General features: G+C 61.0%; 21 protein-coding genes and 1 tRNA gene. 16 read left to right on the top strand and 6 right to left on the bottom strand.

All coding sequences use genetic code 11. The annotated features are described in order from the left end of the window. Window positions 1-3 precede the first annotated feature (3 nt). Genes AD670_RS11455 through AD670_RS11495 form a run of 9 tightly spaced genes read left to right on the top strand, consistent with a single transcriptional unit; the run spans window position 4 to window position 7,710 of the window. Entirely contained in the window at window positions 4-933 is a 930-nt protein-coding gene (locus AD670_RS11455) for a MerR family transcriptional regulator (RefSeq protein WP_053131809.1), read from the top strand. Continuing rightward, window positions 934-2,376: a deoxyribodipyrimidine photo-lyase gene (phrB, locus tag AD670_RS11460; protein ID WP_053131815.1), complete on the top strand. Its 1,443-nt coding sequence runs from the start codon at window positions 934-936 to the stop codon at window positions 2,374-2,376. Next, complete coding sequence (locus tag AD670_RS11465; protein WP_053131818.1) at window positions 2,369-2,791, top strand: nuclear transport factor 2 family protein; 423 nt, start codon at window positions 2,369-2,371, stop codon at window positions 2,789-2,791. The genes phrB and AD670_RS11465 overlap by 8 nt, the downstream gene beginning before the upstream one ends. After that, the gene (locus AD670_RS11470; RefSeq protein WP_053131821.1) at window positions 2,788-3,570 is read left to right on the top strand and encodes an SDR family oxidoreductase; all 783 of its coding nucleotides are present in this window, start codon (window positions 2,788-2,790) and stop codon (window positions 3,568-3,570) included. The genes AD670_RS11465 and AD670_RS11470 overlap by 4 nt, the downstream gene beginning before the upstream one ends. Then, window positions 3,567-4,814, top strand: a complete 1,248-nt coding sequence (locus AD670_RS11475) for an NAD(P)/FAD-dependent oxidoreductase (RefSeq protein WP_053131824.1) — start codon at window positions 3,567-3,569, stop codon at window positions 4,812-4,814. The genes AD670_RS11470 and AD670_RS11475 overlap by 4 nt, the downstream gene beginning before the upstream one ends. After that, window positions 4,811-5,620: a DUF1365 domain-containing protein gene (locus AD670_RS11480; RefSeq protein WP_053131827.1), complete on the top strand. Its 810-nt coding sequence runs from the start codon at window positions 4,811-4,813 to the stop codon at window positions 5,618-5,620. Before AD670_RS11475 ends, AD670_RS11480 begins: the two co-directional genes overlap by 4 nt. Further along, window positions 5,607-6,878: a cyclopropane-fatty-acyl-phospholipid synthase family protein gene (locus tag AD670_RS11485; RefSeq protein ID WP_053131830.1), complete on the top strand. Its 1,272-nt coding sequence runs from the start codon at window positions 5,607-5,609 to the stop codon at window positions 6,876-6,878. Before AD670_RS11480 ends, AD670_RS11485 begins: the two co-directional genes overlap by 14 nt. Continuing rightward, window positions 6,871-7,350 (top strand): DUF2878 domain-containing protein, encoded by a 480-nt coding sequence (locus tag AD670_RS11490; protein WP_053131832.1) that lies wholly within the window; start codon window positions 6,871-6,873, stop codon window positions 7,348-7,350. Before AD670_RS11485 ends, AD670_RS11490 begins: the two co-directional genes overlap by 8 nt. 54 nt (window positions 7,351-7,404) lie before the next feature. Beyond that, window positions 7,405-7,710, top strand: coding sequence for a YkgJ family cysteine cluster protein (locus AD670_RS11495; RefSeq protein ID WP_016977069.1), 306 nt, complete (start codon window positions 7,405-7,407; stop codon window positions 7,708-7,710). 73 nt (window positions 7,711-7,783) lie between these two features. Here AD670_RS11495 and AD670_RS11500 read toward each other — a convergent pair whose 3' ends face one another. From AD670_RS11500 to hemA, 6 genes are all read right to left on the bottom strand, one after another. After that, a complete protein-coding gene (locus AD670_RS11500) occupies window positions 7,784-8,302 on the bottom strand; it encodes an acyloxyacyl hydrolase (RefSeq protein ID WP_032886125.1) in 519 nt (172 codons plus the stop codon). A 111-nt stretch (window positions 8,303-8,413) separates the two neighbouring features. Further along, window positions 8,414-9,208: a glutamate racemase gene (gene murI / locus AD670_RS11505; RefSeq protein WP_053131835.1), complete on the bottom strand. Its 795-nt coding sequence runs from the start codon at window positions 9,206-9,208 to the stop codon at window positions 8,414-8,416. Then, window positions 9,201-9,956: a molybdopterin-synthase adenylyltransferase MoeB gene (locus tag AD670_RS11510; protein ID WP_053131837.1), complete on the bottom strand. Its 756-nt coding sequence runs from the start codon at window positions 9,954-9,956 to the stop codon at window positions 9,201-9,203. Before AD670_RS11510 ends, murI begins: the two co-directional genes overlap by 8 nt. Then, the gene (gene prmC, locus AD670_RS11515) at window positions 9,950-10,780 is read right to left on the bottom strand and encodes a peptide chain release factor N(5)-glutamine methyltransferase (RefSeq protein ID WP_053131839.1); all 831 of its coding nucleotides are present in this window, start codon (window positions 10,778-10,780) and stop codon (window positions 9,950-9,952) included. Before prmC ends, AD670_RS11510 begins: the two co-directional genes overlap by 7 nt. Continuing rightward, window positions 10,781-11,863, bottom strand: a complete 1,083-nt coding sequence (gene prfA / locus AD670_RS11520) for a peptide chain release factor 1 (RefSeq protein WP_053131841.1) — start codon at window positions 11,861-11,863, stop codon at window positions 10,781-10,783. It lies immediately after the preceding gene. Continuing rightward, on the bottom strand, window positions 11,860-13,146 hold the full coding sequence (gene hemA / locus AD670_RS11525) for a glutamyl-tRNA reductase (protein WP_053131843.1): 1,287 nt from the start codon (window positions 13,144-13,146) through the stop codon (window positions 11,860-11,862). Before hemA ends, prfA begins: the two co-directional genes overlap by 4 nt. Window positions 13,147-13,420: 274 nt before the next feature. Here hemA and AD670_RS11530 point away from each other — a divergent pair, with 274 nt between their 5' ends. From AD670_RS11530 to pth, 7 genes are all read left to right on the top strand, one after another. Further along, a complete protein-coding gene (locus tag AD670_RS11530) occupies window positions 13,421-15,145 on the top strand; it encodes a tetratricopeptide repeat protein (RefSeq protein WP_053131846.1) in 1,725 nt (574 codons plus the stop codon). 4 nt (window positions 15,146-15,149) lie between these two features. Next, the gene (gene lolB, locus AD670_RS11535) at window positions 15,150-15,767 is read left to right on the top strand and encodes a lipoprotein insertase outer membrane protein LolB (RefSeq protein WP_053131850.1); all 618 of its coding nucleotides are present in this window, start codon (window positions 15,150-15,152) and stop codon (window positions 15,765-15,767) included. A gap of 50 nt (window positions 15,768-15,817) precedes the next feature. Then, window positions 15,818-16,621 (top strand): 4-(cytidine 5'-diphospho)-2-C-methyl-D-erythritol kinase, encoded by an 804-nt coding sequence (gene ispE / locus AD670_RS11540; protein ID WP_256243894.1) that lies wholly within the window; start codon window positions 15,818-15,820, stop codon window positions 16,619-16,621. Between the two features lie 37 nt (window positions 16,622-16,658). Continuing rightward, a tRNA-Gln gene (locus tag AD670_RS11545) sits at window positions 16,659-16,733 on the top strand. Between the two features lie 46 nt (window positions 16,734-16,779). Continuing rightward, entirely contained in the window at window positions 16,780-17,721 is a 942-nt protein-coding gene (locus AD670_RS11550; RefSeq protein ID WP_003171603.1) for a ribose-phosphate pyrophosphokinase, read from the top strand. A 138-nt stretch (window positions 17,722-17,859) separates the two neighbouring features. Then, window positions 17,860-18,459, top strand: coding sequence for a 50S ribosomal protein L25/general stress protein Ctc (locus tag AD670_RS11555; RefSeq protein ID WP_053131856.1), 600 nt, complete (start codon window positions 17,860-17,862; stop codon window positions 18,457-18,459). A 167-nt stretch (window positions 18,460-18,626) separates the two neighbouring features. Further along, on the top strand, window positions 18,627-19,211 hold the full coding sequence (gene pth / locus AD670_RS11560) for an aminoacyl-tRNA hydrolase (protein WP_053131858.1): 585 nt from the start codon (window positions 18,627-18,629) through the stop codon (window positions 19,209-19,211). Window positions 19,212-19,223 lie beyond the last annotated feature (12 nt).

Genomic DNA, 19,223 nt, shown 5'->3' on the forward strand with positions numbered 1-19,223 from the left:
CTCATGACAGCTGTCTTGCCAGACGAACCCGGCGCAGATATCGCCCAAGCCCTCGAAGACGGCTGGCTGCCGATTCGCGAAGTGGCGCGCCAGACCGGCGTCAACGCCGTGACCCTGCGCGCCTGGGAACGCCGTTATGGCCTGATCGTGCCCCAGCGCACACCCAAGGGCCATCGGCTGTTCAACACCGACCATGTACAACGCATCCAGACCATCCTCACCTGGCTCAATCGCGGCGTGCCGGTCAGCCAGGTCAAAGGCTTGATCGACTCAGCCCAGGTCCTCCCCGATGCGGTGGAGAACGAGTGGCATGCCTTGCGTCAGAATTTGGTGCAGGCCGTCAGCGAATTGGCCGAGCGTCGGGTGGACGATGTGTTTAACCAAGCCATGGCGCTCTACCCGCCGCGCACCCTGTGCGAGCAACTGCTGCTGCCGCTGCTGCAGGAACTGGAGCAACGCTGGCAAGGCCAGTTTGGCGCGCAGATGGAGCGGGTGTTTTTCCTGTCCTGGCTGCGCAGCAAGTTTGGTGCACGCATCTACCACAACAATCGCCAGTTGCACGGCGCGCCGCTGCTGCTGGTCAACCACTCAGACCTGCCCCTGGAGCCGCACCTGTGGCTCAGCGCCTGGCTGGCCAGCAGCGCCGATTGCCCGGTGGAAGTCTTCGACTGGCCGTTGCCCACCGGCGAGTTGGCCCTCGCGGCGGAACACCTGCAACCGCGCGCCGTGCTCCTGTACTCGAGCAAGGCCCTGCAATTGCCGGCACTCACCAAGCTTCTGGCCGGAGTCAGCTGCGCCAAACTGATCGTCGGACCAACGGTATGCATCCACCAGGCCGAGCTCGCCGTATTAACCGATGACATCCCTGAATTGTTCGTGGCCGAAGACTCGTTGTCGGCCCACCAGCTCCTGATCCAGCGTGGACTTATTTAAATGCACTTGATCTGGCTGCGCACCGACTTGCGCCTTCACGACAACACCGCCCTGGCCGCCGCCTGCCAGCGAGGCCCGGTGGCCGCCGTGTACCTGATCACTCCAGAGCAATGGCTGGCCCATGACGATGCGCCGTGCAAAGTGGATTTCTGGCTGCGCAACCTGCAGCACTTGAGCCAGGCCCTGGGCGCACTGAACATTCCCTTGCTGATCCGCCACGCTGCCACCTGGGACCAGGCCCCCGCCGTATTGAGCCAACTGTGCCGGGAACTGGCGGTGGAGTCGGTGCACGCCAACGAGGAATACGGCATCCATGAAAGCCGTCGCGATGCCGCTGTCGCAAAGGCGCTGGAAGCCGGCGACGTAAGCTTCCACAGCTACCTGGATCAACTGCTCTTTCAACCGGGCAGCGTGCTGACCAAGACCGGCACCTACTTCCAAGTGTTCAGCCAGTTCCGCAAGGTTTGCTACGCCCGCCTGCACAGCGCCCTGCCACGTTTGGTTGCAGCGCCCCAGGCCCAAGCCCCGCTCACGCTCAAGAGCGATGCGATTCCCCAGCAGGTCGAAGGCTTCGAACCACCCAGCGACACGTTACGTGCGCTGTGGCCCGCCGGCGAAGAAGAGGCCCGCCGCCGCCTCGACACCTTCGCCGACCAGCAGATCAGCTACTACAAAGACGAGCGCGACTTTCCGGCCAAACCCGGCACCAGCCAGCTCTCGGCGTACCTGGCCGCCGGCGTGGTTTCACCGCGCCAATGCCTGCACGCCGCCCTGCAAACCAACCAGGGCGAGTTCGAAAGCGGCGACATCGGCGCCATCACCTGGATCAACGAACTGCTCTGGCGTGAGTTCTACAAACACATTCTGGTCGGCTACCCACGGGTTTCCCGTCACCGCGCCTTCCGTCCCGAGACCGAAGCCTTGGTCTGGCGCGATGCGCCCAAGGACCTCGCCGCCTGGCAGCAGGCGCGCACCGGTCTGCCAATCATCGATGCCGCGATGCGCCAACTGCTGGAAACCGGCTGGATGCATAACCGCCTGCGCATGGTGGTGGCGATGTTCCTGACCAAGAACCTGTTGATCGACTGGCGCGAAGGCGAGCGCTTCTTCATGCGCCACCTGATCGACGGCGACCTGGCGGCCAACAACGGCGGCTGGCAATGGAGTTCATCCACCGGTACCGATTCGGCGCCGTATTTCCGGATTTTCAGCCCGCTGAGCCAGTCGGAAAAATTCGACAGCGAAGGCGTGTTTATCAAGCACTGGCTGCCGGAGCTGGCCACACTGAACAAGAAGGAAGTACACAATCCGGAAACCGCTGGCGGCTTGTTTGGCGTGGCGGATTATCCACGCTCGATTGTCGACCTGAAAAAATCCCGCGAACGCGCCCTGGCGGCCTTTCGAAACCTGCCTTCACGCCAGGAGGTCGCCGAACATGAGTGACTTCCTGCCCCGCTTCGCCCAGGCCTTTGCCTCGCTGGACAAGCACAATCTGCAGTTGCTCGACGGTCTCTACAGCAAGGACATCGCCTTCACCGACCCGCTGCATGAAATCCACGGCCTGACTGCACTGCACACGTACTTCGCCGAGCTGTACAGCAACGTCAGCCAGCTGCGCTTCGACTTCCACGGTTTCGACCAGGTGGCCGAAGGCGAAGGTTACCTGCGCTGGAAAATGAGTTTCTGCCACCCGCGCCTGGGCAAGGGCAAGGTCATCCGCGTGGAGGGCTGCTCGCATTTGATGTGGCGTGACAAGGTGTACCGCCACCGCGATTACTTCGACGCCGGCGCCCTGTTGTACGAACACCTTCCCGTGCTGGGCGGGATCGTCAGTTGGTTGAAAAGGAGAGTGGGATGAACGCACTGCCGCCCCGTCGTTATTGGCTGACCGGTGCCAGCAGTGGCATCGGCGCCGCGCTGGCCGTGGAGTTGCTCAACAGCGGCGCCCACGTGGCCCTCAGTTCACGCACCAAAGGCCCGCTGGAAGCACTCGCCCAACGTTACCCCGGCCAAGTGCTGGTGGTGGCCGGCGACCTGACCAACAGCCAGACCGTGCGCGAGATCGGTGAACACATCGGCGCGACCTGGGGTTCGGTCGACACCGTCATCCTCAACGCCGGCACCTGTGAATATGTGGACGCCAAGCAATTCGATTCCTCGATTATCGAACACGTGGTGCGCACCAACCTGTTGGCCAGCAGTTACTGCATCGAAGCGGCGCTGCCGTTGTTGCGCGCCGGGCGCACGCCACACCTGGTGGGCGTCGCCAGCGCCGTGACCTACCTGCCGATGCCACGGGCCGAAGCGTATGGCGCGTCCAAGGCAGGGCTGCGCTACCTGTTCGAATCCCTGCGCATCAGCCTGTCGCCCGAGAACATCGACGTCACGGTGATCAGCCCAGGCTTCGTCGACACCCCACTCACCGAGCGCAATGACTTCCCGATGCCCCTGAGCTGGTCCGCCGACAAGGCTGCGCGGCATATCTTCGCCAAACTGGAAAAACGCCCGCTGGAGATCGCCTTCCCCGCGCTGTTTATCGCCACGCTGTGGCCGCTGTCAAAACTGCCGAACCGCGCGCAATTGATCATCGGCAAACGCATGTTGCGCAGCCCGCCACCGAAAAAGGACGACCTGTGAAGATCGCCATTATCGGCAGCGGCATCGCCGGGCTGACCAGCGCCTACCTGCTCAGCCGCCGTCACGACATCACACTGTTCGAGGCGGGCGACCGTATCGGCGGGCATACCCACACGGTCAACGTCACCGTCGAGGGCGCGCCCTATGCGGTGGATACGGGTTTCATCGTGTTCAACGACTGGACCTACCCCAACTTCATCCGCTTGCTGGGGCAGATCGGCGTCACCTTCAAGCCCACCGAAATGAGCTTTTCGGTGTGCGACCAGAACAGCGGGTTCGAGTACAACGGCAACAACCTCAACAGCCTGTTTGCCCAGCGCCGCAATATTCTGTCGCCGGGCTTCTGGGGCATGCTGCGTGACATCCTGCGCTTCAATCGCCAGGCGCCGCTGGACCTGCAAGAACAGCGCATCAGCGCCGAGATGACCCTGGGCGACTACCTCGAAGCGGGGGGCTACGGGCCGCGGTTTATCCAGCACTACATCGTGCCGATGGGCGCGGCGATCTGGTCGATGTCCCTGGCGGACATGCTCAACTTTCCGCTGCAATTCTTTGTGCGCTTCTTCAAGAACCACGGCTTGCTCTCGGTGAACAACCGGCCGCAGTGGTGCGTGATCGAGGGCGGTTCCAGTCGTTATATCGAACCGCTGACCCGCAGCTTTCGCGAGCAGATTCGCCTCGACTGCCCCGTGCACCTGGTCGAGCGTGACGCTGAGGGGGCGATTATCCACAGCGCCGCCGGCACCGAAGCTTTCGACAAGGTGGTGTTTGCCTGCCACAGCGACCAGGCGCTGGCCTTGCTCGGTGACCCGAGCCAGGCCGAACAGGAGATCCTCGGCGCCCTGCCCTACGCCGACAATGACGTGGTACTGCACACCGACACCCGCCTGCTGCCCGAACGCAAACTGGCCTGGGCCAGCTGGAACTACCGGCTGAGCGGTGGCACACAGACCCAGGCTGCCGTCACCTATGACATGAACATCCTGCAAGGCATCGACAGCGCCACCACCTTTTGCGTCAGCCTCAACCAGACGTCGATGATCAATCCGCTGAAGATCCTTGCGCGCTATACCTACGCCCACCCGCAATACAGCCTGGCCGCCGTGGCCGCACAAGCACGCTGGGAAGAACTGAACGGCACCCGACATACCTGGTATTGCGGTGCCTATTGGGCCAACGGTTTTCATGAAGACGGCGTGGTCAGCGCCCTGCGCGTGGCCGAAGCCTTTGGGGAAAGCCTGTGAACAGCGCCCTGTACAGCGGCTGGATCGCCCATCGGCGGTTTGCACCCAAGGCCCATGCCTTTCGCTACCGCATCGGCCTGCTGTACCTGGACCTCAGCGAACAAGACGAAGTGCTCGGGCTGTCGCCCCTGGCCGGTGCGAGTCGCCTGGCGCCCTTCGGCTTTCGCGAGCAGGACTACCTGCGTGAATTTACGCGTCACGGCATGAGTTTGACCGATGCCGTGCGCCAGGAAGTCGGCAAGGCCCTGGGGCATACACCCCTGGGCGTTATCTGCCTACTGACCCAGGCCCGCAGTTGGGGCCTGGCTTTTAATCCGGTGAGTTTCTTCTACTGCTTCGAGGCCGACGGACGACTGGCCGCGATCCTGTGCGAAGTCACCAACACCCCATGGCGCGAGCGCTATCACTATGTGCTGCCGGCCCAGGCCCTCGGCGCGGATGAACATCAGCACTTCGCCGTGGCCAAGGCGTTTCACGTGTCGCCGTTTTTGCCGCGTGACCTGGAATACCGCATGATCTTCAGCCCGCCCGCCACCAAGCTTGGCGTGCACATGGCCGATTGGCAGGGCGACGTGAAAGTCTTCGACGCCACCCTGAGCCTGCACAAGGAAGCGCTCAACCGCGCCAGCCTGCATCGTTACCTGTGGCGTTTTCCGTGGATGACCGCCAAGACCTGCCTGGCCATTTATTGGCAGGCCCTGCGCCTGTTGCTCAAGCGCACACCGATTTTTTCCCATCAGGCCGCCGATGGCGCCTCTCGCACAGCAGTCGGGTACACCAAGGATCGCCGCCATGAAATCCCCTAGCTTATCGGTCAAGACCAACCGCCTGAACGTCAACGGCATGACCAGTGCGCTGCTGCGCAAGGGTGTGCTGCGCCAACTCAGCCAACTGCGCCATGGCCAGTTGGTGGTGATTGAGGACGGCGAGCGCCAGGTATTCGGCGCACGGGAAGCGCACCTGCTGGGGGAAATCCAGATTGTCGATTCGGCAGTCTGGGGCCTGGTGGCGGCCAACGGTTCCATCGGCGCGGGCGAAGCCTTTATCCACGGCTACTGGACCAGCCCGGACCTGACGGCGGTGGTGCGGGTGATGGTGAGCAACCTGGATGTGCTCGACGCAATGGAGGGCGGTCTGGCGAGCTTGGCGCGGCCGTTCACCCAAGGCCTGCACTGGCTCAACCGCAACACGCGCAAAGGCTCGCAGAAAAACATCGCCGCTCACTACGACCTGGGCAATGACCTGTTCGAAGAATTCCTCGACCCGACCATGATGTATTCGGCCGCGCAGTTCCTGACGCCTGACGACACCCTGGAACAGGCGCAACTGAACAAACTGGAACGCATCTGCCAGAAGCTCGCGCTCAAACCCACCGATCATCTGCTGGAAATCGGTACCGGCTGGGGCAGCATGGCGCTGTATGCGGCGCAGCATTACGGCTGCAAGGTCACCACCACGACCTTGTCCAAAGAGCAGTTCGCCTACACCGAAAAACGCATCGCCGCCCTGGGGTTGCAAGACCAGGTCACGTTGTTGCTGCAGGACTACCGCGACCTGACCGGCGAGTACGACAAGCTGGTGTCCATCGAAATGATCGAAGCGGTGGGCCATCGCTTCCTGCCGACCTACTTCAAACAGTGCGCGCACCTGCTCAAGCGCGATGGCCTGATGTTGCTGCAAGCCATCACCATCCGTGAACAACGCTTTGAACAGGCGAAGAACAGCGTCGACTTTATCCAGCGCTATATCTTCCCCGGCGGCGCCCTGCCCAGTGTGCAGAACATGCTGAACATCGTCAGCCGCGACACCGACATGAACCTGCTGCACATGGAGGATTTCGGCTTGCACTACGCGCGAACCCTGCGCCTGTGGCACGAGAACTTTCGCCACGCCCACGGCCGTCTGACGGAGTTGGGCTACGACGAATATTTCCTGCGGTTGTGGGAGTTTTACCTGTGCTACTGCGAGGGCGGCTTTATGGAGCGCACCATTGGCACCGCGCAATTACTGTTGGCCAAACCGTCGGCCATCAACCCACCGCTGCTCGGGCGCTTCAGTGCTTAAACCTTTGGCCAATGCCGTGCTGTTCCAGTGCGGGTGGTTTGCCTGCGTACTCGGCGGCGACGGCCCTTGGTTGCTGGTGGGGCTGGCGGTGCTGGCAATCCACCTGCTGTGGATAAGTTCGTGGGCCCAGGACGGCGCGCTGATTATCCGCGTGACGGCGCTGGGAACGGTACTGGATACGTTGCTGCGCAGCCTGGGGGTATTTCACTTCAGCGAGCCCGGACCGCTGATTCCGTTCTGGCTGATTCTGCTGTGGGCATTGCTGGCCACCACCTTGCGCCATTGCCTGGCCTGGAGTGCACGGCCCTGGTGGCGTGCGGCAGCATTGGGGGCGATCGGCGGGCCGTTGTCGTATTACGCCGGGAGCCAGTTGGCGGGCGTGTATTTTGGCTATGCGCTGTTGCCCACCATGGCGGGGTTGGCGCTGCTTTGGGCGGTGGTGTTCGTCGCGCTGCACCGAATGGCGCGCTGACGTCTGTCAGAGCGTTCACACCTGCGTCACCCGCTTGCCTTACACTGCGCGCCTATGACCAACATCCCGCACACTCAAATCACCGAACCCGCCGTCACCTGCTCGACCTGCGCGGCCTGCTGCTGCCAGCTGGAAGTGATGCTGATCACTGACACTGGCGTGCCGGAGCGCTATATCGATACCGATGACTGGGGCGGTGAAGTGATGCTGCGCCTGGACGACGGCTGGTGCGCGGCGCTGGATCGGGACACGATGATGTGCACGATTTACGAGCGTCGACCGCTGATCTGCAGGGAGTTCGAGATGGGTGCGCCGGAGTGCCTGACCGAACGCGAAGGAATCGCTACGGCCTACCGCTGACCTGAAGACTGATGACGATCAAAATGTGGGAGGGCTTGCCCCCTCCCACACTGTTTTGCAGCGTTCCTGGGAATTACAGCGGCATGGTGTAGTGCAGCGAGTAACTTTCTACACCATCGTTATTGCTGCTGATCCCGGCATTGGAGTAGTGCGTGGCGCGAATGCCGACTTCATGCCCACCGGTGAAGCGCAGGCCGAAGCCCAGGCGGTCTTCGAACTGGAAAGCCTGGCCGATGTTGTTGTCTTCCAGCTTGGTACGGGAGAACACCGCCACGCCGATCCCGGCTTCGATGTAGGGCTTGACCGACTGGCCGGCGAATTCATACACAAAGACCGGCGAGAACGACAGGCTGCTCGCACCTGCACGGTCGTCACCTTCCCAGTAGGTGTAGGCGCCGCTCCAGTAGCCGGTCAGGCGACCAACGTCGCTTTGCATCCAGCTCTTGTCCCAATCCGACGTTAGCCCCAATCGATAGGTCAGCGTCGAATCACTGGTAGCTCCCAGGCCAAACTCAAGCCCGGCAGCCTGCGCCGAAAAAGAGTGTCCCACCACAGCGGCCGCAATCGCAGCCAAACAGAACAAGCGCTTCATAAGAAACATCCTTTCCGAACGAAGTTATATGGTTTTGTACAAGCAATCTGGCTATAGAAGCTGACGCGGTGTCAGAAGTTCAGCCGGTATCCGCGATTTTTCACGAAATTTTCACGACCCGAAGCTTCGCACAACTCCAGAATGTTTCCATAGTGTCGGTAGGATATTTCTTAGGTGATACACATCGCCGCTGGTCCAGAACTGTGCAGGCTCAGGATCGCCGAGGGCCAGCAAATCGCGTTCGCCCAGCAAACGCTTGAGCTGACGTGCGACGGCAGCGCCGGTGTCGATGAGGATGATGCTGGGGGGCAGCATCTGCGCCAGAAGCGGCTTGAGAAAGGGATAGTGGGTGCAGCCGAGGATGATGGTGTCGCAACCGGCGCTGAGCAGCGGGTCGATATAGCCCTGCAACAACTGGCGCAGGGCCGGACTGTCCAGGTCACCGGTTTCAATCAGCTCCACCAGGCCCGGGCACGGCTGGGTGATCACCCGTACATCGGTGGCAAAACGGTCGAGCAACGCGGCGAACTTGGCGCTTTGCAGGGTGCCGGTGGTAGCGAGCACCCCGACCACGCCACTGCGAGTGGCGGCAGCAGCGGGCTTGACTGCGGGCTCCATGCCCACCAGGGGCCAATCGGGGTAGTCCTGGCGCAAATCCGCGACGGCCGCCACGGTTGCGGTGTTACAGGCAATCACAAAGGCCTTGGCGCCCTGCTCGCGGAAAAACTCGGCAACCGACCGGGAACGCTCAAGAATGAACGCCGAGGTTTTCTCGCCGTAGGGGATATACCCGCAATCGGCCACGTACAACAGTGACTCATGGGGCAGCAATTGCTGAATCTCATCCAGCACCGACAAGCCGCCGACGCCGGAATCGAACACACCGATCGGCGCGTCCTTAACCATGTCGCGTCCCGCAGACACTGCAACCGGGATCACGCTTGACGCGCAATTCGCGAAAGCGTGTGGTCAATGCGTCGATCAGCAGCAAGCGGCCCACCAGCGGCTCGCCGAAACCCGCCAGCAACTTCAAGGCCTCCAGGGCTTGCAGGCTACCGACCAGGCCCACCAGCGGGCCGACCACGCCCGCTTCGCTGCAGGTGAGTTCAGTGTCACTGCCGTGCCCGTATAAACAGTGGTAGCACGGGCTTTCGGCGCGCCGTGGATCGAACACCGACAGCTGCCCTTCAAGACGAATCGCCGCGCCGCTGATCAAGGGCGTGGTCGCAGCCACACAGGCGGCATTGACCGCCTCGCGGGTGGAGAAGTTGTCGCTGCAATCGAGCACCACATCCACGCCTGCCACCGCCGCCGCCAAGGTATCGGCATCCAGCGCGATGGGATGGGCGACCAGTTTGATTTCGGGGTTGAGGGCGCTCAGGCGGCGCAGGGCCGAGTCGACCTTGGCCTGCCCGACACTGTCGGTGTCATGGATGATCTGGCGTTGCAGGTTGGTGAGGTCGACGGTGTCGAAATCTGCCAGGTGCAATTCGCCGACGCCAGCGGCGGCCAGGTACATCGCCACCGGGGCGCCCAGGCCACCGAGGCCGACGATCAACGCGCGGCTATTTTTCAGGCGTAATTGGCCGTCGATGTCGACATGCTGCAACAGAATCTGTCGGCTATAGCGCAACAGCTCCTGATCGGTCAGCACGGCCGGCGTCCCAGGGTGATGCGCTCGTGACCGCCGAGGTCAATGCGGCTGTGCACCTGCTCGAAGCCTTGGCTCAGCAACAGGTCGCGCACCGCTGCGGCCTGGTCGTAACCGTGTTCCAGCAGCAGCCAGCCAGCGGCATCCAGGTGGGCCGGGGCCTGGGCGATGATCAGCCGCAGGTCGTCCAAACCATCATGGCCTGCCACCAGGGCGCTGGCTGGCTCGAAACGTACATCGCCCGCCACCAGGTGCGGATCGTTGTCGGCGATGTAGGGCGGGTTGCTGATGATCAGGTCGTAAGTCTGGCCTGTCAGGGCGCTGAACCAATGGCTGTTGAGCACCGTGGCGTTATGGAGGTGCAGGCGCTGGCGATTGCGCTCGGCCAGCGCCACGGCTTCCAGCACGCGGTCGACGGCCGTGACGTGCCAGGCCGGACGCTCGCTGGCCAGGGCCAGGGCGATGGCGCCGCTGCCGGTGCCCAGGTCGAGGACCTTGACGGGGGTGGCCGGTAACAATTCCAGGGCCGCTTCCACCAGCAGTTCGGTGTCCGGACGTGGGATCAGTGTGTGGGGCGCGACCTCCAGGTCCAGCTTCCAGAAACCTTGCTGGCCGAGGATATAGGCCACCGGCTCACCGCCACGGCGGCGTTGCAGGTAGCCGGCAAAGGTCAGGGCGTGTTCGCTGCTGACGATTTTTTCCGGCCAAGTGTGCAGGTAGCTGCGGGACTTGCCCAAGGCCGCAGCCAGCAACAACTCGGCATCCAGGCGCGCCGTGGGCGAGTCGGGCAGGTCGGCGGCGCGCAGCAGGCTGGCGATAATGGTCATTTATTCACCTATCGCCGCCAACTGATCGGCCTGGTATTCGGCGAGCAATGGCTCGATCACCGCATCCACGCCACCGGCGAGAATCTCGTCCAGGGAGTAAAGCGTGAGGTTGACCCGGTGGTCGGTGACCCGGCCCTGGGCAAAGTTGTAGGTACGGATGCGCTCGGAGCGGTCGCCCGAGCCCACCAGCAATTTGCGCTCGCTGGCAATCGCGTTGGCGGCGGCGCTGGTCTGCTGGTCATTCAGCTTGGCCGACAGCCAGGACATGGCCCGCGCACGATTCTTGTGCTGGGAGCGCTCTTCCTGGCACTCCACCACGATGCCCGACGGCAAGTGGGTGATGCGGATCGCCGAGTCAGTCTTGTTGACGTGCTGGCCACCGGCGCCCGACGAGCGGTAGGTGTCGACCCGCAGGTCGGCCGGGTTGATCTCGATGGCTTCCTGCTCGTCCGGCTCGGGCAACACGGCCACGGTGCATGCCGAGGTGTGGATACGGCCCTGGGATTCCGTCGCTGGAACCCGCTGCACACGATGGGCACCGGACTCGAACTTCAGCTTGCCATAGACGTTGTCGCCTTCGACCCGCGCGATGACTTCTTTATAGCCGCCGTGCTCGCCCTCGTTTTCGGACAGGATCTCAACCCGCCAGCCGCGACGCTCGGCATACCGTGAATACATGCGGAACAGGTCGCCGGAGAAAATCGCCGCTTCGTCACCGCCGGTGCCAGCACGGATTTCGAGAAACACGTTGCGTCCGTCATTCGGGTCCTTGGGCAGCAGCATGCGCTGCAGGTCGCCTTCCAGCTCGGCCAACTTGTCCTTGGCTTCGCGGACTTCTTCCACGGCCATTTCGCGCATGTCCGGGTCGCTGTCCTTGAGCAGCGCCTGGGCGCCTTCGAGATCGGCCTGCACTTTAGTGAGGTTTTTGTAGGTAGCCACAATGGGCTCAACTTCGGCGTATTCCTTGGAATAGGCACGGAATTTGGTCTGATCCGAGATGACCTCGCCGTCGCCGAGCAAGGCGGTCAGTTCTTCGAAACGATCCTGGAGCACGTCCAGTTTATTGAGCAGTGACGCTTTCATTGCGATTTTTTATCCGAAGAGCTGGGCGCGCCCTCACCGAGGGCAAAGAGTTCCTGGGCCATGGCCAGCGCATCGAGGCGGCCTTCGGCAGTCAGTTTTTTTAATTGTACGCTGGGCGCATGCAGCAACTTGTTGGTCAGGCCGCGGGCCAGTTGCATCAGCACCTCCTCGGCGCTGCTGCCGTTGGCGAGCAGGCGCTGGGCCTTGATCAACTCTTCATCACGCAGGCGTTCGCCCTGCTGACGATACGCCTTGAGCACGTCCACCGCCGCCAGCTCACGCAGGCGCACCATGAATTCTTCGGCGCCGACGCTGACCATCTCTTCAGCCGCCTGGGCAGCGCCCTGGCGACTCTTGAGGTTTTCGGCAACCACTTCATGCAGATCGTCGACGCTGTAGAGGTAAACGTCGTCCAACTCGCCGACTTCGGGCTCGATATCCCGGGGAACGGCAATGTCGACCATGAAAATTGGCTTGTGCTTGCGCAGTTTCAGCGCGCTTTCCACCGCGCCCTTGCCGAGGATCGGCAGCTGGCTGGCGGTGGAACTGATGACGATATCGCTGCGCACCAGTTCGGCCGGGATGTCCGACAGCAGCACCGCATGGGCGCCGAACTGCTCGGCGAGGATGCTGGCGCGCTCCAGGGTACGGTTGGCGACCACGATGCGCTTCACGCCCAGGTCATGCAGGTGGCGGGCGACGAGGGTGATGGTCTCACCGGCGCCGATCAACAGCGCCTGGCTGCGCTGCAAATCGCTGAAAATCTGCTTGGCCAGGCTGACGGCAGCAAACGCCACGGACACCGGGTTTTCACCGATGGCGGTGTCGGTGCGCACCTGCTTGGCGGAATTGAAGGTGGCCTGGAACAGACGGCCCAGCAGCGGACCGACGGTGCCGGCCTCGCGCGCCACGGCGTAGGCGGATTTCATCTGGCCAAGGATCTGCGGCTCGCCCAACACCAGCGAATCGAGACCGGATGCCACACGCATCATGTGACGAACTGCCGCATCGTCTTCGTGCACGTAGGCGCTCGCGCGCAGGTCTTCAAGGCTCAAATGGTGATAATCGGCCAGCCAGCGCAGCACGACATCCGCTGAAAGATGTTCCTGCTCTATATAAAGCTCACTGCGATTGCAGGTCGAAAGGATCGCAGCTTCGCGGCTGTCGGTAAGACGGCAGAGCTGCTGCAAGGCCTCAACCAACTGCTCTGGCGTAAACGCCACGCGCTCGCGCACGTCTACGGAAGCAGTCTTGTGGTTAATACCGAGTGCGAGGAAGGCCATTCAATATCGCTGATGATGTCGGGAAGCCGACAATTGTCCTACTTCGAAAGATTCAGAACAACCACCGTCGTCTATTGTCCTAGTAGCTTATGCCTATAAAAAGGCCATCTGCAGGTGCAAGCCTGCTCGCGATGGTCGTGAACCATGACACGGCCTCCTGACAAAACGCGTTGTCCTCAGGCTTTTCGCGAGCAAGCTCGCTCCTACACGGTTATGTTTGGCCGAAGGCTTGTGTCATGATGATCCGACCGCAGGTTAGTCGTCCTCTTCCTATATGAATAGATCCTCCGCGTTGCTCCTCGCTTTTGTCTTCCTCAGCGGCTGCCAGGCCATGGCACCCGTGTCGCCGGACGGTACACCGCCGGTGGAAGACAGCACCCCCGCCCCTGAAAAGCCCAAGGTTTATTCCTCGTTCAGTGAAGAAACGGTGTTCAGTCTGCTCAGCGCGGAACTGGCCGGCCAGCGCAATCGCTTCGACATTGCGCTGGATAATTACGTGACCCAGGCCATCAATACCCAGGATCCGGGGATTTCCGAGCGGGCGTTCCGCATCGCCGAGTACCTGGGGGCCGATCAGGCCGCACTGGATACCTCGCTGATCTGGGCGAAGAACGCGCCGGACGATCTGGAAGCGCAACGGGCAGCCGCCATTCAGCTGGCACGGGCGGGGCGTTATGACGACTCCATGGTCTATATGGAGAAGGTCCTGCAGGGCAAGGGCGACACCCATTTCGACTTCCTCGCGCTGTCGGCCGCCGACACCGACCAGGACACGCGTAATGGCCTGATGAAGAGTTTCGACCGCCTGCTGCAAAAACACCCGAAGAACAGCCAGTTGGTGTTCGGCAAGGCTTTGCTGCTGCAACAGGATGATGAAGCCGACGCCGCACTGAAGCTGCTGGAGCAGAATCCGCCGGACGAAGGCGAGATTGCCCCGATCCTGCTGCGTGCGCGCCTGCTGCAGAACCTCAATCGCGGCAAGGAAGCCATTCCGCTGCTGGAAAAAAGCATCAAGAAGTATCCGGACGACAAGCGCCTGCGCCTGACTTACGCGCGCACGCTGGTGGAACTGGACCGTATGGAGGACGCCAAAGTGCAGTTCGCCAACCTGGTCCAGCAATACCCGGACGACGACGAACTGCGTTACTCCCTGGCGCTGGTGTGCCTGGAAGCCAAGGCCTGGGACGAGGCCAAGGGTTACCTGGAAGACTTGATCGCACGGGAAAGCCATGTGGATTCGGCGCACCTGAACCTCGGCCGTATTGCCGAAGAGCGCAACGATCCGCAGGCTGCCCTGCTCGAATACGCCCAAGTCGGCCCCGGCAACGACTACCTGCCGGCGCAACTGCGCCAAGCCGATATCCTGATGAGCAACGGCCGCACCGATGAGGCGGAGAAACGCCTGACGGCTGCGCGGGATGCAGAACCCGATTACGCGATCCAGCTGTACCTGATCCAGGCCGAGACCCTATCGGCCAACAATCAGGGCGAGCGCGCCTGGAAGCTGCTGCAGCAAGCGTTGCTGCAATTCCCAGACGATTTGAACCTGCTGTATACACGCGCCATGCAGGCGGAAAAACGCAATGACCTGGCACAGATGGAAAAAGACCTGCGCCTGATCATCAAGCGCGACCCGGACAACGCCATGGCCCTGAATGCCTTGGGTTACACCTTGTCCGACCGCACCACACGTTACGACGAGGCCAAGGCGCTGATCGAACAGGCGCACAAGCTCAATCCTGAAGACCCGGCCGTACTCGACAGCCTGGGCTGGGTCAACTATCGCCTGGGCAACCTGGACGAAGCCGAGCGCTTGCTACGCCAGGCGCTTGAGCGCTTTCCCGACCAGGAAGTTGCCGCCCACCTGGGCGAAGTACTGTGGGCCAATGGCAAGCAACGCGAAGCCCGACAAATCTGGGAAAAATTCCTCAAGGAACAACCCGAAAGCCCCATCCTGCGCGGCACCATCAAGCGCCTGACCGGATCCGAGACCCTTTAAGCTTATGTTTTTGCGCCACGTTATCGTTTTCAGCCTCATTGCCCTGCTCGCCGGTTGCGCGGGCGTAGGCAGCCGTGAATCCGTCGAGGGCCAGGGCAACCCGGCACAATGGCAACAGCACAAGGATCAGCTCAGCAGCATCGACGGCTGGCAGATCGAAGGCAAAGTCGGGGTTCGCGCGCCGAAAGACTCCGGCAGCGGCACCTTGTTCTGGCTGCAACGCCAGGACTACTACGACATTCGCTTGTCGGGCCCCTTGGGGCGTGGCGCCGCTCGCCTGACGGGTCGCCCTGGGCAAGTCAGCCTCGAAGTTGCCAATCAAGGGCGCTATGAAGCCACCTCGCCCGAAGCGCTGCTGGAAGAACAGATTGGCTGGAAACTGCCGGTCTCGCACCTCGTGTGGTGGGTCCGCGGCCTGCCTGCGCCGGACAGCAAGAGCCGCCTGAGCCTTAACGGTGACAGCCGTCTGGCCAACCTGGAGCAAGATGGCTGGCAGGTTGAGTACCTCAGCTACGTGGAACAGGGTGGCTATTGGCTGCCCGAGCGCATCAAGCTGCATGGCACCGACCTGGACGTCACGCTGGTGATCAAGGACTGGCAACCACGCAAGCTGGGGCAATAAACGTGACCGTAGAAAAGTTGACCCTGCCCTCCCCGGCCAAACTCAATCTGATGCTGCACATTCTGGGTCGCCGTGAAGACGGCTACCACGAATTGCAGACGTTGTTTCAATTTCTCGACTACGGCGACGAGCTCACCTTCGCCGTGCGCGACGACGGCGTGATCCAACTGCACACTGAATTCGAAGGCGTGCCCCACGACAGCAATCTAATCGTGAGGGCGGCCAGAAAACTTCAGGAGCAGTCCGGTTGTTCCCAGGGCATCGATATATGGATCGATAAAATTTTGCCCATGGGGGGCGGAATAGGTGGTGGCAGCTCAAATGCCGCGACCACGCTGCTGGGTCTCAATCACTTGTGGCAACTGGGCTGGGACTTTGATCGCCTGGCTGCGCTGGGCCTGACGCTGGGCGCCGACGTCCCGGTTTTCGTGCGTGGACACGCCGCTTTTGCTGAGGGCGTGGGGGAAAAACTCACCCCGGAATACCCCGAAGAGCCGTGGTATGTCGTGCTTGTCCCGCAAGTATCTGTAAGTACAGCAGAAATTTTTTCAGATCCACTGTTGACACGTAACTCTCCTCCCATTAAAGTGCGCCCCGTTCCCAAGGGAAACAGTCGAAATGACTGCTTACCGGTTGTAGCAAGGCGTTATCCAGAGGTACGTAACGCTTTGAATTTGTTAGGTAAATTTACCGAAGCAAAATTAACCGGAACTGGAAGTTGTGTGTTTGGGGGCTTCCCAAGCAAAGCTGAAGCTGATAAAGTCTCGGCCCTTCTTACAGAGACCCTTACAGGGTTTGTAGCAAAGGGAAGCAACGTTTCGATGTTGCATCGCAAGCTGCAAAGTCTGCTCTAAAAGGAATCGAGTACTGGGTACTCGTTGCAACAGATACAGGGGCGTCGCCAAGCGGTAAGGCAGCAGGTTTTGATCCTGCCATGCGTTGGTTCGAATCCAGCCGCCCCTGCCATTTTCTAATACTCATCCAGGTTACCCTCAGCCTCTAGGTACTGCGCGTGTCCAAGATGATGGTCTTTACGGGGAACGCCAACCCCGATCTGGCTCGACGTGTCGTACGTCAGCTGCATATCCCTCTCGGTGACATCTCTGTCGGTAAGTTCTCCGACGGCGAAATTACAGCCGAGATCAATGAAAATGTCCGCGGTAAAGACGTCTTCATTATTCAGCCGACCTGCGCTCCGACCAACGATAACCTGATGGAACTCGTCGTGATGGCTGATGCCTTCCGCCGCTCCTCAGCGACTCGAATCACAGCTGTAATCCCTTACTTTGGTTATGCCCGTCAGGATCGCCGTCCGCGCTCCGCACGTGTGGCTATCAGCGCGAAAGTCGTTGCTGACATGCTCACCGTGGTAGGCATCGACCGTGTTCTCACGGTTGACCTGCACGCTGACCAAATCCAGGGGTTCTTCGATATTCCGGTAGATAACATCTACGGCTCCCCCGTTCTGGTGGATGACATCGAAGACCAGCGCTTTGAAAACCTGATGATCGTGTCCCCGGACATTGGTGGCGTCGTGCGTGCACGGGCTGTTGCCAAATCCCTGGGCGTGGACCTCGGGATCATCGACAAACGCCGCGAGAAAGCCAATCACTCTGAAGTGATGCATATCATCGGTGATGTCGAAGGGCGTACCTGTATTCTGGTTGATGACATGGTCGACACCGCCGGCACCCTGTGCCACGCGGCAAAAGCCTTGAAAGAGCACGGTGCTGCTAAAGTCTTCGCCTACTGCACGCATCCTGTGCTGTCGGGCCGAGCGATCGAGAACATCGAGAACTCCGTGCTGGACGAACTGGTGGTGACTAACACCATCCCGTTGTCCGCCGCTGCTCAAGCCTGTGCGCGTATCCGTCAACTGGATATCGCACCGGTAGTTGCCGAAGCGGTTCGCCGCATCAGCAATGAAGAATCGATCAGCGCGATGTTCCGCTAAGGGTCAAACCTTCGGAACACCTCACTGACGAAAAGCGCCCCGCCCCAGCATTCTGTTGGGGCGGGGCTTTTTTGCCCATATCGCCTTTAGCGCTGGTCGCAAACGCTGGGGCGAATGTGGTTATTTTGGAGATACAACATGAACGATTTTACTCTGAATGCTGAAGTGCGTTCCGACCTGGGGAAAGGTGCGAGCCGCCGCCTGCGTCGTCTCGCAAGCCTGGTTCCAGCTGTAGTTTACGGTGGCGACAAAGCCCCTGAATCCATCAGCATGCTGGCTAAAGAAGTTGCCAAGCTGCTCGAAAACGATGCGGCCTACAGCCACATCATCGAGCTGAACGTGGGTGGCAAAAAGCAGAACGTCATCATCAAGGCCCTGCAACGTCACCCAGCTAAAGGCCACGTGCTGCACGCTGACTTCGTACGCGTCGTAGCCGGTCAGAAACTGACCGCTATCGTGCCTGTGCACTTTGTTGGTGAAGAAGCTCCGGTCAAGAAAGGCGGCGAAGTCTCGCACGTTGTCGCTGAGATCGAAGTGACCTGCCTGCCGAAAGACCTGCCTGAGTTCATCGAAGTCGACCTGTCGGCTCTGGAAATCGGCGACATCGTTCACCTGTCCGACCTCAAAGCGCCTAAAGGCGTTGAGTTCGTTGCACTGGCTCACGGTGATGACAAAGCTGTTGCAAACGTACACGCTCCACGCGTTGCTCCAGAAGCTGAAGAAGGCGCTGCAGAGTAATTCACTCTGTATTGCCGGAGCTTGAGGAAACATCGCGGACCGAAACGTAGCGAGAAAGCGGGCGATAACGCGAAGTTTATCTCTGGATAAGTTAGCTCCTGTCGTCCACTTTCGCCGCACTCAGGTCAGGCGATATTATCCACAACTCCAAAGGAAGGGCCCCTGTCGTGACTGCCATTAAACTGATCGTTGGCCTGGGAAATCCAGGCGCCGAATACGAACAGACCCGGCATAACGCGGGGGCCCTTTTTGTTGAGCGCATCGCCCACGCCCAAGGTGTAAACCTGGCCGCCGATCGCAAATATTTTGGCCTGACCGGGCGCTTCTCGCACCAGGGTCAGGATGTTCGTCTGCTGATTCCCACCACCTACATGAACCGCAGCGGCCAGGCTGTCGCGGCGCTTGCGGGCTTCTTCCGGATCAAACCCGAGGAAATCCTGGTGGCCCATGACGAACTGGACCTGCCACCCGGTGTTGCCAAGCTCAAGCAAGGCGGCGGGCACGGCGGGCACAATGGCCTGCGCGACATCATCGCGCAGTTGGGCAATCAGAATACTTTTTACCGTCTGCGGCTCGGCATTGGCCACCCAGGCGTCGCCAGTATGGTTTCAAATTTCGTCCTGGGTCGTGCGCCACGCGCCGAACAGGAAAAACTCGATGCCAGCATCGATTTTGCCCTCGGCGTGCTGCCGGATATCTTCGCCGGGGAATGGAACCGTGCGATGAAAAACCTGCACAGCCAGAAGGCCTGACTTTTTTCCGAG

Origin of the sequence: Pseudomonas sp. MIACH (assembly GCF_001269925.1) — a bacterium.
In the GTDB taxonomy this organism is placed as follows: domain Bacteria; phylum Pseudomonadota; class Gammaproteobacteria; order Pseudomonadales; family Pseudomonadaceae; genus Aquipseudomonas.